The organism is Methylibium petroleiphilum PM1, from assembly GCF_000015725.1.
Taxonomy (GTDB): Bacteria; Pseudomonadota; Gammaproteobacteria; order Burkholderiales; family Burkholderiaceae_C; genus Methylibium; species Methylibium petroleiphilum.
The window spans coordinates 1,264,114-1,281,056 of record NC_008825.1 but is presented as its reverse complement, the minus strand read 5'-3'; the positions used below and the strand labels follow the sequence as shown (position 1 = coordinate 1,281,056).

The 16,943-nt window shown below is 64.3% G+C and carries 7 protein-coding genes; 4 read left to right on the top strand and 3 right to left on the bottom strand.

The features are described from left to right. Positions 1–334 precede the first annotated feature (334 nt). The 4 genes from MPE_RS05955 (at position 335) to MPE_RS05940 (ending at position 11,501) form a co-directional block, all read left to right on the top strand. On the top strand, positions 335–2,215 hold the full coding sequence (locus MPE_RS05955; RefSeq protein ID WP_011828784.1) for a DEAD/DEAH box helicase family protein: 1,881 nt from the start codon (positions 335–337) through the stop codon (positions 2,213–2,215). 155 nt (positions 2,216–2,370) lie between these two features. Continuing rightward, complete coding sequence (locus tag MPE_RS05950) at positions 2,371–3,729, top strand: methylation-associated defense system protein MAD7 family protein (RefSeq protein WP_237706374.1); 1,359 nt, start codon at positions 2,371–2,373, stop codon at positions 3,727–3,729. Continuing rightward, a complete protein-coding gene (locus MPE_RS05945) occupies positions 3,726–9,149 on the top strand; it encodes an FtsK/SpoIIIE domain-containing protein (RefSeq protein WP_011828782.1) in 5,424 nt (1,807 codons plus the stop codon). Before MPE_RS05950 ends, MPE_RS05945 begins: the two co-directional genes overlap by 4 nt. A gap of 12 nt (positions 9,150–9,161) precedes the next feature. Continuing rightward, positions 9,162–11,501 carry a DUF262 domain-containing protein gene (locus MPE_RS05940; RefSeq protein WP_011828781.1) on the top strand — a complete coding sequence of 780 codons (2,340 nt, stop codon included), beginning with the start codon at positions 9,162–9,164 and terminating at the stop codon, positions 11,499–11,501. Between the two features lie 286 nt (positions 11,502–11,787). On the opposite strand, the gene MPE_RS05935 is transcribed toward MPE_RS05940, so the two are convergent. Genes MPE_RS05935 through MPE_RS05925 form a run of 3 tightly spaced genes read right to left on the bottom strand, consistent with a single transcriptional unit; the run spans position 11,788 to position 16,902 of the window. After that, positions 11,788–12,630 carry a phosphoadenosine phosphosulfate reductase family protein gene (locus tag MPE_RS05935; RefSeq protein WP_011828780.1) on the bottom strand — a complete coding sequence of 281 codons (843 nt, stop codon included), beginning with the start codon at positions 12,628–12,630 and terminating at the stop codon, positions 11,788–11,790. Further along, on the bottom strand, positions 12,630–15,962 hold the full coding sequence (locus MPE_RS05930; protein ID WP_011828779.1) for a hypothetical protein: 3,333 nt from the start codon (positions 15,960–15,962) through the stop codon (positions 12,630–12,632). The genes MPE_RS05935 and MPE_RS05930 overlap by 1 nt, the downstream gene beginning before the upstream one ends. A gap of 4 nt (positions 15,963–15,966) precedes the next feature. Beyond that, on the bottom strand, positions 15,967–16,902 hold the full coding sequence (locus tag MPE_RS05925; protein ID WP_011828778.1) for a DUF4007 family protein: 936 nt from the start codon (positions 16,900–16,902) through the stop codon (positions 15,967–15,969). Positions 16,903–16,943: the final 41 nt, after the last annotated feature.

The following is a 16,943-nucleotide window of genomic DNA, read 5'->3' as shown; positions in this document are numbered from 1 at the left end:
GGCATGCCGGCTGCCTACTTCAGCGCGGCACACGAAACCGCCGCCCCCTTTGACCCGTAAGGGGCCACCGGTAGGGGCCGACCTGCCCGGGTGACGTTCCTGGTGGCTACGCCGCCTCGAACCCCTCTCAGATCCGGGTCCGCGTTTTCCCTACCCCAAGCTGCCCCGCTTGCGGCACAGAGCATCTGCACTCCGCCCGCTCGTGTCGCGTTCGGTTTACAAGGAGCGACATTTCCCGCTGTATTAGAAAGTCCTGGCCTGCCAAGGGCGAAAATAACCCAGCAATCCAACCGCCGGCCGGGAACGGGCACGGAGCAACACAGGGGAGGGGGCCGTGACGCCACCCGCAGCACACTGGATTCGATTTCTACGCAACTACGGACCGTTGCCGACCAACGGCAACCTGTTCGACGAGCACATCAACGCCGCGCTCAAGCGGGCGCAGGTGCGGCCCATCGAACTTCCGACGCCCTCCGTCGATGCCATGGCCGAGAAGGTGGCCGCCGGCGAAGTGCGGTCGATCCTGATCGCCGGCACCGCCGGTGACGGCAAGACGTACCACGCACGCAAGCTCTGGGAGCGGCTGGGTGGCGACCCCAAAGGATGGGATCGGCACGAGAAGACCAAGACGCTGGAACTCGCCGGCGGTCGTGCCCTGACCTTCGTCAAGGACCTGAGCGAGCTGACCCCTGAGCAGGGCCTAGCCGTGTTGGCCGGGCTGGAGTCGTCCGCGCTTGAGCCGGGCCACCCGGTCGGCTACGTCATCGCTTGCAACCACGGCCAGATCCTCGACCGGCTGCGCACCTTCCGCTCGCCCGCGGACGGCTCGGCCTCTCGGCTCCTCGATGACGTGCAGCGAGCCTTCCTTGAGCCGGGCCGAACGATCCCTGGGCTGATGCTCAACGACCTCGGCGGCGCGACTCAGCGCCACTCCTTCCGCGCGGTCATCAAGGCAGTGACCGAACACCCCGACTGGAGCCACTGCGATGGATGCCAGCTGAACGCCGGTGACCGTCAGTGTCCGATCGCCGCCAACCGTCGGCGCGCGATGGGCGCCGATGATGCCGGCCTGTTCATCAGTCGCCTTGAGGACCTGATCGACCTCGCCCGCCTGAACGGCGCCCACCTGCCGATGCGCGACCTCCTCGCGCTAGTGGCCAACATGCTGCTTGGTCACCCGGATGCGAAGGACAACCTGATGACGTGCGGCGACGTCGCGCGCCTGCAGGAGGAGCGGCTGACCGATCGCGCCAGCATCTACCGGAACGTCTTCGGTGCAAATCTTGGGCATCGTCGCGCGATGGCGCGGACGGTTTTCCGCACCCTGGGTTCTTTCGGCATCGGCGAGGAGTCGACCAACACGATCGACGGCCTCCTCGTGTACGGTCAGCACGACCAATCGTTGCGCATCGACTTCGACAGACTGGTGGCCAACGACCGGGTCTACGGCGCCGGCGCCGGGTACCTCACCCAGCAGGCCCAATACCTGGAAGGTGACGAGTCGGCGCGCGAAGAGCAGACCGCCGCGGCCTTCGTGCAGCGCCTCAGCGACCAACGGCAGCGCCTGTTCTTCACGCTGCCAGCTGAGGACGCGGCAGCCTATCCATTCTGGAGCCTGTCGATGTTCCGCTTCGCAGGCGACTACCTGGCGCTGCAGCGGTGCTGCGAACAGAACCTTGCGGTGTCGCCTCACGTGCGCGGGCGCATGGTGCGTGGCCTGAACCGAGTCATGACGGGCCTTCTGCTCGACAACACCGACACGATCTTCATCGCGAGCTCGGGCGGGTTCAGCCAGTCAAAGATCAGCGTGCTGTGCGACACCGAAGTGCCTGCCAAGCGAGTCGGCAACGGGGCCGGGCTGCGCCTGCGCTTCGATCAGATCACGCAGCGGCCGGCCATCGAGGTGCACGTCGCCCCGGGTGCGGCCGCATCGGTCAAGTTCGACCTGACGCCGGTTCGATTCGAGTTTATCTGCCGGGTGGCTGAGGGCGCGTTGCCGAGCAGCTTCTCCAACGAGTGCTACGAAGACCTGCTGGCGTTCAAGGTTCGACTGTTGCGCAAGGCGGAACACGTGCGGCAGCAGCAGATGACAGAACATGACAGCGAGCCCGGCGAACCCACCGCCGACGCTGGCGAGCTGCAGCTCGCGTTCATCGAGATCGAGGAAAACGGCAGCGGCTTTCTCAAGCGTGTGACCGTGGGAGCCGGTGCATGACACCCACCATCAAGGAAGTCTCATTCGTCGTCGACGAGCAGATCTGGGGCCACCGGCTGTACGACGAGCAGCTTCCCCATCTGGCAGTCCTCGAGTTCTTCAACGTCCTGCAGTCGAACCTCAGCAACCCGTTGCGGGAACCGGCCCAAGGCCGCGTGCGCTACCGCCCGCAGCACCAGGTCCGCCTGCGCAACATCCTCTTCAACAACCCGTACATCGAGGTCGTGCGCTCCACCACCGGCTCCGACGAAGCCAAGTGGGCACGGTGGGTCGAACTATTTCGCGAGGACGCGACGGATCCGCCGGAACGGTATGTGAACGAGTTGAAGCGCAGATTCACGAGCTTCGACGACTTCGCGCGCGCTGTCGAGCTGCTGCGCACCTCTGCCTTCGAGGGACAGAGCAACAAGCGCTGGAGTTCGCGCTTCGTCTTCCCGTTCGGGCCGGCCGCGCTGTACGAAGACTTGCGCTTCGACGCGAGTGGCAACGCGTCCAACGATCGCCGCTTCTTCGCCCGCACAGGCGAACTGCTCTACCTGATGCTGAGCCGGGCGGTGCGCAGTCCGCAACTCGGCGCCGAGCTCGTGCGACGCATGTTCCAGTCCGAATCGCAAATGGACCGGCTGGTCGCCTCCCTGCAGGGCCCGCCGCATCTTGCGGACAAGGAAAAGGAAGTCGGCTACCTCCCCCTGGCCAGCGCCCCACGCTTTGATCGCCTGTGCGACGACTGGCTGGCCGTGCTGTCGCGCGACATGCCGCTGTACGACGGCCTGGACCACCTCATCACCATCACCGGCCTGAACCTCCTGCTGTACTTCCTTGAGCAAGCCCGGGACGCCATCGGCGCTGAAGAGCCGGTGGAGTTGCTGTGCGAGATCGTGTCGAAGCAACGGACGAAGGTTCGCGCGCTCTCGATCGCTGGCTTCCAGACCAACCAAGGCATGTCTGTTCGTGCCATCGAAGCGCTCATCAAGCGGTTCCAAACGACACCGGCATGGCTGGAAGCGCTGGCTTCCGAAGACCCGACGGGCAACTGCGCCGCCCTCGTGCGGGAGCACTTCCAGTACGAGAAGGACGACGAGGTGCCCTTGACCAACATGGCACCCACCGAGTTGCTCGGCCGGCTCCTCGAGCGCGCCCTCAACCGGCACGAACAGCACGTTGCCCGCATCCATGGCACATGGTCTCGGGCACTTGGCCTCAGTTCACGGCGGTTGAGCCGGCGCGTCCGCTATGCGCCAAGCGACAGGCTGCTGAAGGCACTCGTCGTCACGGTCGTCGACGACACGATGGAGTACTCACAGTTCCTGGCCGAGATCTACCGGCGCTACGGCATCGTGGTCGGGCACGTAGAAGGCGCCCGCTACATCGAGAGCCACCAGGTGGACCAGGCCGCGCTGATGGACAACGCGGCCCACCTGGAGACTCGTCTCCTCGGCCTCGGTCTGGTGCGGCGCCTGTCAGATTCGTGCGCCTTCGTGGAGAACCCATTCACCCGCCGAGGTGCCCAGTGAGCATCGCAGACATCATTGTCGGCCGCGTGGGCGCGGCCATCCTTCGCCAGCGCATTGCCACTGCCAAGCAAGCTGACGGCGCCTCCGAGGCGCCGGCGCTGTTTCGTCTTGACCGTCTGAGCAGCGGCCACATCGCGGCAATCGTTCGTGAGATCCACAGCGACACCACGCTCCGGGCGCTGGTTGACGTGCGCATCCCCAGGACTCTCGTCGTCAACGAGACCCTGCATCCCGACCTGCTAACCGAAGAGAACGCGGGAGCCGTTCGCAACACGCCCACCGACAAGGCGGCGATGCTGACGGCCAACGGTCTCGAGCCAAACCTCGAAGACACCCTGGGCCATGTCACGCCCATCGGCGCAGCCGAGTTTCACGGCCAGGCCGCGGAGTGGGTCGAGGCGACGATCCTCGGCACCGGGCTACTGCTGGCCGACGATGACCATCAGGTCTTCATCGCAGCCCTCCGTGGCCTGCTCGCCGCCGAGGAGTTTTCGCTCCACCAGCTGGCCGCGTTCTGTGCGGCGATTGGCCAAGCCTCGAAGTCCGAAGGACTTCCCATCCGCGCGGCCATCGGCCGTGCGCTGCCGGAACTGCGCTTGCCCCGCGATACGGCGCTGTTCACAAACAGCCGCACCTATGGCATTGCCATCACGCCATGGCGCAAGGCGTTCGAGAAGCTCTTCAACGAACGGGCCCCGCTGGTCGTCAAGCAGCGAAAGAACGGCCAGACGATCGATGGCGCGGACATCCGCGACCGGTTCGAAGAGAACGAGGCCAATATCAAGCTTGAGGCGCGGCCGGTCATTGGCGGCTTCATCGCCGCGCAGCCGGGGGACCTCGACGTGGCGCGGGCGCTGTGCGACTTCGAGTGGGAGGCCGATGGCATCCACCTGCTGTTCGACCGACCGAAGGAGAAGAAGCGAGGCCTGGCCGACGAGACGACCGAGTTCTTCAAGGAAGATTGCAACGACACAGATGTCCTGTCGCCGGAGTGGGAAGCTCACCTGGTCGATCTCAGGACCCGCGAGAAGCGCAACGAGTGGACCGATGAGGACGAGCAGTTCTTCGACCTTCATCGCGCCTACCTCGACCAACATCCGAAGCTCAAGGCAAGGTGGGAGAAGGCCCTTTTTGGGAAGCCCATCGACTGCACGGACTTCCTGGAGGGCCTGGTCACCGCCATCCAACGGCTGACAGCGGCCGAAGCCAGCGCCGTGGGTGATCGACGAGTCCGGATCAAGGTCGCCCGCGGCCGCAAGGATTGGCGCGAGCGCTTCAACCACGACATCGGGAACTACTTCTCGACGATGTACCGGGCGCTGCGGGTGCTCTTGCAAGAGCGCGTGTCGTTCGAGCGCTCGGTGCCGAACTACCCCGGGCTGCCGGACCCGCTGTTCGACTTCCCGGCCTTTCTGGAGTTCGAGCGCGCGCGCAAACCCGAGTCGGCCAAGCCGGTGATCTCCGTCGCGCGTCAGCAGATCCAGCTCAAGTTCGAGGTCGCACTGGAAATCCGCCAGGGCGACAAAGTCGTGTCGGCGGACAAGACGCACCTGATCTGGTGGGGGCAGCCCGAGGCCATCGGCCTGCAGCTCCTGGACGACGTGCAGCGGCTGCGCCAGAAGGGCACGATCGCCTGCACCGAAGTACCGCGTCGGCTGGTCAGCAAGAAGGGCGGCATCCAGTCGGTCTCTCTGCTCGATGTGAGCACGCTGGAGGCTACCTTCGGACGCGACGCGGGCTCCCTGGTCCCGCAGCCCGCGAAGATCCGCAACCTCGGCCGCGAAGTGTCGCAAGCGATCAAGCAGCTTAAGGAGCAGGAGCGCCTCACCCCGGAGCAGGCGAAGGCCATCGTCGAGGCCTGGGATCGCTTCCAGGAGACGTACCAGCAGGCCCTCGGCGACATGATCGGCCGCGGTCTGCACACTGATGCGGTGATGCAGCAGGCCGAGCACTTTGCGGCGCTGCTGCGGCTGCTCAAAGACAACGCCCGAGGCGATGTCGCGCGATCGAAGCTGGTCAACCTGATCCTGCGTGCCGGGACCGTTGTTGTCACCGGCGACCAGCCCAGCCTCGTCGTGCCCCCGTGGCATCCCGAGCGGATGAAGGCACTTGCTGTCAAGCTCAGGCGCACGGCCGGCCTGATCAACCACCTGCTGTCTTCCGAGCACATCGACTTCGGGGACCGCAACATCTTCTTCCAGGAGTTCACCGAAGAGCTGGCCCACCCCTTCTACCCCGAGGTCGCCGTCGCCGACCGCAACGGGGCGCCCGTGCTTGTAGCTGAGTCCAGTACGGTCAACGGCTACAGCCTGATGGAGCAGCCGGTGCAATCGGGCGACGATGAGCTGACCGATGTGAGCCCCACGGAAGCCGCACGGCAAGTGCGTGAGCTCATCGAACGCTACGTCGGCCTGCAGCGGCACGAGGCGAGCAGCATGTCGGTCGTGCTGTACAACGCCGACGCGGCCGCGCTGCCCCTGGCCACCGTTCGGGCTCTCACCGACCTGGAGAGCGAGGAGTCGGACCTCCAGTGCAACGTGGCGGTGCGCCACACGGACCCAGGCAAGTTGCGCAAGCTCTACGCCGAGCTGGTGAGCAAGTCCGATGCGGACCCTGACGTTCCCGTGGTCAGCGAGACCTCGGACAACTTCATGTCGAAGTTGAGGATCTCCGTCGTCCCCACCAGCGGCTCGCTCCCCGAGTCCGCGCACGGCTTCCGCCCCTTCGACATCGCGTTCCTGCACGACGTCGTCGCACGAACCGCCTCACCGGAGTGGGTGCCTCAACACTGGCTCAACGACCGTGACTCGCTCGAGCACGCGCCGTCACGCTGGTCATACCGCAGCGTGTCCGGGGAGAACGAGCTCAAGTCGACGACATTTCTGACCTGCCCACAGCAGACCGCGTCCGGACGTGCCTACGTCGACATGGTGGGCGCAGTGGTGCGGCAGCAGGATCCCCCGGCCGGCCACCACCTGGTTCCGGCACGCCAGATCTCGCTGAAGAACGAGCGCCTGGGCGACATCTTCCGGGATGCGCACCAGATCGCTGAGTGGGTGGCCACCTACGACGAGCTGCTCGACAAGCGGCAGCTGCTGGCCAACGACATCAAGGTGGTGCGATACCGCCGTCACAGGACCAACGGGCGCAACATGATCGTCAGCTCGACGTCCGAGCTGCGCCTGCTCAAGGTCCTCGCGCGTCGCCGCATTGACGAGCTGGGTCTCAACGTGCCTGTCGACCGGCTCGACGCGGCCGCGGATCGCGTCATCCGCGACGCGCTGGCGGTATCGGGCGACATCGTCTTGCGCGCCGCGAAGCGCGGCGTGTCCGCCGGCGAGATGCTGGGCCTGACGCTCAGCCGCTACCTCGTTCAGCACGAGTTCTGGCGTGTGTGCGGCAGCCCGCAGAAGAGCCCGGTGCAGGTCTTCTTCCTTCTTGACGACTACGCGAGCTGGCTGGCGCAGCGCGAGAGCCGCATTGCCGACCTGCTCGGACTTTGCATCGAGGAGTCGTCGGAAGGCATCCGTCTGCACCTGGCGGTTGTCGAGTCGAAGTACGTCGCCGCCGAAGCCGCCGCGGACGCCAAGCGCGGCTCCCGGGCACAGTTGCTGGCGACGCTGACCACCTTGAGGGAGGCGCTGTTCGGCGACCCTGGCAGACTGGACAGAGACCTTTGGCTCGCGCGCCTGGCTGACCTCCTGATCGATGCCGTCATCCCCCCAGACCAGACCGCCCTGCTCGAGCGCGCACGGGATGAGATCCGCAAAGGAACGGTGCAGCTGTCATTGCGCGGCTACTCCCACGTGTTCCTTCACAGCGCAGATGCCGGCCAGCCAGATACACAGTCGATGCGTGCACCCGTGGAAATCAGCGCTCCCGCGATCGCTTTCCAGGAGGTTTTCGATCGAACGGCCCTGCGGCGCATCGCGGAGGCGTATGCACAGGAACGCGACCCGACCGAGGTCCGGGAGTCGATCGGTGGTGACAAGCCATGGCAGCTGAGCGACGCCCATGCGCCCGCTGCGCGGGTCACCTGGACCGACATGATTGGCAAGCTGGTGGGTGACACTGCACCGCCGCCCGTCGCCGCGGCGCCTGCGGCACCGGAAGCCCCGGCGGCCGTCGTGCCGGGAGAGGAACCTGCTGCAGCCGCTCCGGAGCCAGCGGTTCCCCTCGAACCTGCGGTGCCGCTGGCCGTCGCCGCGCCACTGGACGTAGCGGCGCCGCAGCCAGCTGCGGCCTACGGTCCGGCGTTGACGCAGCTCATCGGAAGCCACGCCGGGTCCGCTTCGACCGCGACTGACGACAGGGAGGCCTGGGCCCGCGAGATGACAGCGGCGCTGAAGAAGGCGCTGAACAGCTATGGCCTGCAGGCCAACGTCATCGGCACGCGCTTGACACCTAACGGCTGCCTCGTGCGTTTGGCCGGTTCCGATCGGCTTCGGGTCGAAGACATCGAGTCGAAGCGCATGCAGCTGCTCACGACCCACAGCCTGCAGCTGGTGACCGTCCAGCCCAAGCCGGGCGAGATCATCGTGTCGATCGCCGGCGAGAAGCGCCAGGCGGTTTCGCTGTGGGATGTCTGGGCACGGCGAGAACTCAAGCGCAACGCGGCGGGCATCAATACTTCGTTCGCACTCGGCCTGCAGGAACTCAATGGCAACGTCCTTTACCTGAATCTAGGCGGCGATTTTGGCGGCCTGTCGCAGCACGAGCCGCACTCTCTGGTCGCCGGCGCGACGGGCAGCGGCAAGTCGGTGCTCATCCAGTCGCTGCTGCTGGACATTGCCGCGACCAACCCCAGCCGCCTTGCCAAGATCGTCCTGATCGATCCGAAGATGGGGGTCGACTATGCCGCGCTCGAAGCGTTACCGCACCTACGCGAGCCGATCATCACGACGCAGGAGCGGGCCATCGAGGTGCTGAAGGCGCTCGTCGAAGAAATGGACCAGCGGTACCGGCAGTTCGCGGAAGTCCGAGCCCGGGACCTGCCAACCTTCAACTCGAAAATCACGCCAGATCGCCGACTCCCGATGATCGTGCTTGTGCACGACGAGTTCGCGGACTGGATGCTCGACGACAACTACAAGGGCGTGGTGAGTGCGGCAGTGGCTCGCCTGGGCGTCAAGGCACGCGCGGCTGGCATCCATTTGGTCTTCGCTGCGCAGCGTCCCGACAAGGACGTTATGCCGATGCAGCTACGAGAGAACCTGGGCAACCGGCTCATTTTGAAGGTGGCCAGTGAAGCCACTTCGAAGATCGCGCTCGATCGTCCAGGGGCCGAACTGTTGCTCGGCAAGGGGCATCTCGCAGCCAAGCTTGCGGGCGAACAAGGCCTGGTGTTCGGCCAGGCGCCCTTTCTCAATGACGACGACATCGCCGCCGCAGTAGCCGCGATCGTGAACGACGACAACTAGGGAGACAGAACGTTGGCTCAGCCGTTTACCCACAGCGCCGAAGCACTGCATGGCTTCTTTTCTCAGATGGGCAGGGGCTTCTACATCCCCTACTACCAGCGGAACTACTCATGGGATGACGAAAACGCGAAGAAGCTCATCACGGACATCTTCGCCGCCGTTCGCCGCACGCTCTCTAAGCCCACGCATGCGCTGTTCCTCGGCACGGTCATTCTTCATGACGAAAAGAATCCGAAGCTGGGAACCCACTTCGACACGCCGAATCTGTTGACCAAAGTTTCCAACGTGGTCGACGGCCAGCAGCGCATCACGTCCCTAGCCATCCTCGCATGCGTGTTTGCTGAGTACGCGGGACGGTTGGCGAGCCAGCTGACCACGGTCGGCGGCGCCCATGCCGAGTTCGCAAGCTTGGCGAACGAACTGACCGACGAGGTCCGTCTGATTCGCGAGTTCTTTTCCGTGGAGACGACCAAGGGGGGGGCCCAGCCGAGCCGCAAGCCCATCGTCATTCGCGCCGGTGACGTGACCAGCAACCCCGTCTCGGACCAATGGACGTTGGCCGGCGCCATCGACGCGTTCTATCGGTCCAACACTTCATCGCTACTGGCGAATGCGATCAATGGGGTCAAGCTGGCGGACTTGGCGCTGGATGATCGTTTGAAGTCGGTCGTCGAAGAGTTCATCGATACCATTGATTCGCAGCTTGAGACTGCGGACCAGGTGCTGGCCTCGCGCCTACTTGTCGCGAACGATATGGAAGGCAGCGCGCTTGAACGCTTCACCGGATACCCCCCGGACCTTACGAAGATCGGAGCCTTGGGAGCACCAGAGCAGAAGTGCTTCTATTCGGCGGTGCTGTTGCTCGCGGCTTCGATCTATCTGCGCAAAGGGTGTCATGTTGTCGTGATCGAATGCTTGGACGAGAGTCTGGCGTTCGACATGTTCCAGTCGCTCAATGCCACCGGCACTCCGCTAACCGCATTTGAGGTGTTCAAGCCGGCCGTCGTGAAGGCCTGGGGAGCCAACTACTCAACGGGCATCAAGCCGCAGGTGGATCGCATCGAGCGCGTTTTCGATGAAGAGAGCACCGCTGATCGGAAGGAGGACCTCACCGATCGGGTGATTGTGTCGACCGCGTTGGTGTATGACGGGACCGAGCTGAGCAAGCGCTTCAGCGAAGAACGGGACTGGTTGACGGCCACGCTGCCAGCGCCGCCGAGCGCCTTGGCTGCGACGTTCGTTCAGGCGTTAGCTGACCAAGCGGAGTATTTCGATGTCGTCGTCAAGCCACGGCGATCCCCGAAGAACTCGACCAACCTGGGCTTGGTGACGCACCTCCAGCAGCTCGGCATGCCGCTCGACGATGCGGACCTGGCGGCCCTATGCATCTACTTCGTTCGCGATGCACAGCATGCCATGGCGCACTCTGTCCTCAGCCTGTTCTACGCCAAGCTTCTTCGGGCCAAGGGCGACCCGGTGGCATTGGCTGGCGCATCGGCAGAGTTTCTGTCAGCCGCGAAGGCGGTCGCGGCGTTCTTCACCCTTTGGATGGGAGCGTCGCAAGGGCGATTCCCTGATTCGGACTACCGCAAGCTCTTCGACCAGCATGCGCCGAACATGTCCCTGAAGGGAGGCGCTGCCAACCAGACAGCCGCCTACCTCAAGGGTGCCCTCCGCTTGGCCCTCGCTGGCCAGGGGATCTACGATGCGACCAGCAGCATCGCAGCTCGCCCGCTCTGGGTGAACGCTGCGAAGGGTTCGCCGTGGTATCAGCGAAAGACCGTATGCAAGTTCGGGTTGTTCGTCTCAGCGCACGACGTTGGGGTCGATCTCGCCGCTGGACGAGAGGGCTTCTACGTCGATGGCAAGCCCGGTTCGGTGCCAATGCTGACCTCAAAGGCTTGGCACGCTTCAGCCTTCGAGGTGATCGAGCACGTGGCGACACGTGACCAGCCCAAGAAGTTGACGTTTCCTGCGATGTTCGATCCGGCGATCTACCCGGGCAACACGTCCATCGTCGACAAGATTGGCAACCTGACCCTACTGTCAATGCCGGTGAACTCGTCGGTGTACTCGGAGTGGCCGGACAAGGCCTTCTACTACTGGCACCTGACCACGCCAACCAGTACCGCCGCAGGCCCGAGTTCCGGTGCCCTCATGGCGAGCCTGGGGATCGCTTCGCTACCACCGAGCCTCAGCACGCTGAGTGCAGGGACTCAACACGTGCCGCACTTGGCGCCGTTGGCCCTGCGCGGAACTGTCGGCGCGAAGTGGGATGCGTCGTTCATCGAGCAGCGGTCTCAGCACCTGTGTGAGCGCATCTTTGACAAGCTCGACGGCTGGCTGCGCTAGCAGCTAGTCACGTCGCTTAGATCTGGCGTTGAGTTCCGCACGCACCTGGTCGAGGATCCAGTGCAGTTCGTCGGATTGTTCCTGTTCCGTTATCTCGAGGTGAGACACCACGGCGTGGTACAGCTGGCAAGCAGTTTTCTGCTGTGCCAGTCAAATGCATTGGGGTCTGGCTCGACCTCAGGGCTCAGCGTCGTGCTCGGGCGCTGCCTTGTGTCGCACCACAAGCCCGCCTGATCGGCCTCGGCAGATCGGTGACGACGTTCAATGCCCGTCGAGCTCATGACTTCTACTTGTGGCACACGAGGCAAGCGCCCCCGCCTTCGTCCTCGAGGTAGAGGTCGTCGATGTCGACAGGCTCGCAGGTCACCGGCCGCAGCGGGTTGGGCTTGCGGCGCGCCAACTCGCGTTGCTTGCGGAGCTCGAAGTCCGTCTCGATCTCGGCCATCCGTTCGGGTTGTTCCAGTTCGGTCAGCGGCTCCCGGTGTGCCCACGTGAACGGCGATCCGTGTTCGATGGCGGTCTTCTCGTAGGCCTTTGCCTTCTCGAACTCATCCGGATGAATCTGCTTCAGGCGAACCCACTCGACCTTCTGCTGGAAGAAGCAAAACGTGCAGCCGCTGCGCGAGCGCCAATCGTAGTACTTCGGCAAGCCGAGCCCAGAGCCTTCGAGAATCTCAAGCACGGCGAGTTTGTCGACGCCGGCTTCGCGGAAGGGCAGGTGCACCGAAAGGTTTTCATGCTGGGCGACCATGCCTTCCCGATGATCCTCATCCGACCGTATCGCAACGTAGCTATGCACGCTGTCGCCGGCGGCCAGCCAAGGCTTGATCCAGTTCTTAAACGGTTCCAGCTTGAGCTTGCGCGTGCACCAGCGAGTGCTCGCTGATGGCAGGAAGTTGCCATATTGGCGAAGCCAGAAGTCGAAGTCCCGATGCGGGTTCAGGTAGTTGATCGGACGGCCCAAGAAGCCCTCGAGGCGCCCCAGGAACTCGTACACCTCGGGCAGCTCCTTGCCGGTGTCCGTGAAGAAGTACTTGATCTCGAGCTCCGGGTGGTGGAGCCGCATGTAAACGGCCAGGGCCGCACTGTCCTTTCCTCCGGACAGGCCCAGCACATGGTGTTCTGCCATCACGCCTTCTCCTTCATTCCTAGCTTGACCAACATTGCTCCCGCTTCTGCCAGAGCGGCCAGAACAATCTCCCGTCGCTCACGTTGGACGGTGGCTAGCAGCTCTTTCACGAGCTGGTCTATCGCGGGAATGTCGCTCTCCGCGACGTCGACAGAGCCGGTTGCGTCCTGACCCTTGCCGGCGCCGAACACGACACCGATGACGCGCCGCGTCGATGGGCGGCCTCGCAACGGCGCCATGGCTTCGGCCCGACGGAAATCGATGGCCCAGGAGCCGAGTTGAAGCAGCGCAGCATCGATGTCGCGGTCGACCCACTGCGCCGACGGCTTGCTGACCGCGAGGCTGATGATCCCCTCCACAGCCTGGTCGGTGTCGTCGAACACTTCCAGGCGGGCTGCAAACGCATCCAGTCGGAACTCACCCGTGATGCCCTTGACGTTGATCGCGCGATGGTTGAGCGATTCAAGAGGCCGGTCCTGATGGTCGAGCGCCTTCAACACGTGCTCACGGACGCGCGCCAACATCGATTGATAGGCAGTCGACAGCTCATTGGTGACAGCGCGAAGGCGCAGCACCAACTCGCTCGGTGAGTCGGCCTTGAGCAGCGTCGGTAGATCGGCGAACAGAACCTTGTGCGGGTCGCTCGCCTTGAGAAGCATCGCGCGGACATCTTGCGCGGCTGGCGATACCGTGAGCGTTCGCTTAGTCCAGCCTGGCAGGGACGTCACCAGACCAACGAGCGCGCGCGCCGCGTCCAGTGGTGCCGCCGGAATGGTGACGTTGGACTGTTCCGAGACACTGGCTGCGATCGCCTTGACCAGGCTTTCCTGGTCCTTGGACGCCGCAACGTACTGGAAGCGAATCCGTTGTGGATCCTGCAGCCAGTCGTCGATCACCGCCTCGCTGAGGTCCGGCGTGAACACACCGTCAACGTACATCGCGAGTTCGGACCGGTATGCCAGGTAAAAGGCAAGCGCCAGCACCGGCATGACCCCCGCACGCACGCCGTAGGGTGGTGCACCCCAGTAGGCATACAGATCGGAAGCCGTCGTCTCGTGGGCCGGCTGCGCAACGCGCTCACGAGCAGCCGTCCACATTTGCCACATGCCCTCGAGCCGAGGGTTCGTCACATAGGGCTCGTAGAAGCCCCAGCCGCGTTTCTCGTCTCTGCGGTGCACGCCGGTGGCCTGCAAGATCGTGTAGTAGAGGCCAGCGTCCGCGGGATAGCCTGTGTAGCCGAGGTTCTCGCGGGCACCGCCGCGGATCATCTGGTACATCAGATCCTTACGAGCTTTGTTCGAGTTGCTCGATGGATCCTCGCGATTCAGCAGTTCGCTGAAGATCGTCGGCGCCTTGCGGTAGACGTCCTTGGCGACGTCTGATGCGATCGACGAGAGCGAGCTGTGCTTGTCGGCGCCGGTCCGCTCTCCCTTCCAGTACCACTTCGACAGGACGAACGCATCGGCGAGTTCGTCCTCCAGAGCGCCACGGACGGCTGCGAGACGCCCACCAAGCTCCCGTCGCGCCACCGCATCCCCTTCGAGCTCGGGCCGCGTCTTCATCACGCGCTCGACTGCCGCCAGCTCGAGCGCGAGCTCCGATATCCGAGCGGCATTCGCCGGTGTTCCTAGCAACGCCTGCACGGTCGGGTTCTCGGCGCTGGCCGATCTCACTTGACGCTCGGCGGTGCGTTCGCTCGTGTCGACATCGGGAAGGCAGAGAAGGAACGCGCCGGCGCTGCCCTTGTCCTGCCGGAAGTGCTCCAGCGTGTGAGGCAGGTCGGCCAGTCGCACGATGCGCCGAGTGAACCAATGCATGGTACCTGTCTGCGCATAGAAGCGTTTGGCCAAGACCGGTTGCAGATCGCTCAGCGCGGACACGTGCTCCAACGACGGACCGCCGATCTCACCTCTCGCATGCGAGATGGCCCCCTCGATGTCGAAGTCGCTTCCGGCGAACACACCGTACGCCCCGAGGTGGCGACGCTCGATCAGGATCTTCCACTGCACCAGGTCGTGCAGCGCCTTGCTCACTTCCCCGTAGTTGCGGGCGTGAACCGAGACTCGGAGGACTGACTCGTCCGCGACGAGACCGGAGCCATTGCGGAACATCTCGATCAACGCGACGGTCTTGGTTGCCGCAACATGGATGGCCTCGCCCTTGGCTTCGGCGCGTTCGACGGCGTCGGCCGCCGCAGCCCAACGGTGGCCGTCCGGTGACGCAAGGATGGCCGGTTCCAGGTTGGCACGCAGGTAGTCCCAGTAGCGCGCCGGCTCGTAGATGGACCTCCAGTCCGCTGGCTGGCCCTCGATGAACTCTGCAAAGCCATTGGGCTCGCGCGACGCGAGGAAGCCGAAGGTGCTGCGCTCGTTTTGGCCGAACTTGCGCTTCGAGATCGGACCCAGCAGCGATGCCGTCACAGGATGAAGCGGCCAGCACTTGGCCAGGCTCTTAGCGAGGCTTGCCGGCGTGCCGGGGCGCCGTGTCCGGATGGCCGAAGCTACGGGTTCGACGCAATGCATCAGCAGGGATCTATCGACTGACGGATTGACGTCGATCGCCTGCCCGATCAGTTCGATCACCTCGTCGGAGGCAGCAACCAGTGGGATGTCGACGAAGCGCCCTTGCACCTTTGCCCAGTCGTCTCGCGCGTCGCGGCCCAGTCGCGTCGCGTACGCATCGAAGGCTTGATGGAGGATGCCCACCACCACGAGCTTGCCGGCGGTGCGGCTTGCCGCCTCGGCAAGTTCTTGAAAGAAGTAGATGTCGTCGCCGGCGCCCTGTGCAGAAGCCTCGAGGAACTTGCCGAGTTCGTCGACCACGACCAGCACGCCTTGGCGGTGCGCTTCCGCGGCCGCGACCAGTTCGGTGACAAGCTCACCTTGCTTTCGACGGCCGCCTCCTCGCGCCTTGTTCAGGGCAGTGTGCAGTTCTTGAACGACGCTTGCACGCTTGCCGACCACCGGGACCACGAGCCAGCCCTCGCCTCGCGCCTCAAAGGCTTTGCTCACCGGGCTGTCGGCCGGGAGGTCGAGGATGTCGCGAGCACGCGCACGCAGTCGCGGGTTCGGGCCGACCAGAGAGCACAGCATCAGCGCCAGGGACGACTTTCCGCCGCCGTACGGTCCGGTCCACGTGAAGGCCCGTTGCCGCGTCGACACCAGTTGCCGGGCCATGCTCTCCAGGAGTGATCGAGCCGTCCCTTGGCAGACGTAGCCGGACAACGCGTCTTCCCGACCGAAATCGGCGTCGAGGCGGATGGAGCGCAGGAACTGCCGAGATATCGAGACGACCTCCGACAGTGGCCGTGGAACTAGCTGTTCATCGGACATCTTCTTAGCGCCTCCCATACGCCGCCCTCAGCACCTTTGTCATCGCTTCGTCGATGTTCGCGAGCGCCCGCCCCGTGCGCGTGACCTGCCTGATTCCTGCCTGCTCGGTCCATTGGATGTCGCCGTCGGTCAGCGCTTCGAGCGCCATCAGGCGGTCGGCTACCGCACCTTCGTCCAGTTTGAAAACCCGCCCCGGTGAACCGTAGTCGTGGGCGACGCGATCGAACGCCATGACCGACCCGGCGGCTTGACGCTTCCAGTACTCAAGAAGCGCATAGGCGAAGATGCCGTCCGGCAACGATCGCTTTGGGCCTCGCCGGAACTCGAACGTACCCTTGGCGTTCTGCTGAATGAGGCCAAGCTCACCAAGCAGCGGCTCGCTCATCTCCTCGGGCGATTCGCTTCCTAGCCGCGGTACGTAGCTACGTATGCAGCACTCGACGTCCCGCTTCAGAGTCGCCGGCGAAATGCGCTTGAGAGTTGGCACTGCCTGCGTCAGCTCACTGAACCCGCCAAGCAGTGCGGCGACCACGGCCTCGCGCTCGAATACCTGCTGAGTGACGTGGTTGAAGAGGAAGTACCACGTAGTTGTCTTGTCGTAGGTGCTCGCGAGAAACCAATGCATGAGCCACGGCGTCGCGGCTTGCTCGCAGTACGGGTCGAAGCCATCGAGCCCGAAGATGTCGGCACCGAGCCCGGTCGGCGCGTAGCCGTCGCCCTCTTCCCTGATGGCGCGGCAGGCCGTCGCCCAAAAGCGGATCGAGGTGACCATGTTCTTGCCCACCCCGAAGCGGACGATCGCCTCTTCATCGCCGAAGGGTGAGGAGGCCGCGCCGTTCTCCTCGACCGCGCGCACCGCCTTGTGCAGCCAAAGCTGCCTCAGAGGGAAGGTCTCATGGCCGGAGAACTGTGGTTTCAGACCGGGAATTATTGGAATCATCCGGGCATCTTAGCCGGACTGGAGGACTTCACCAGTCCGGC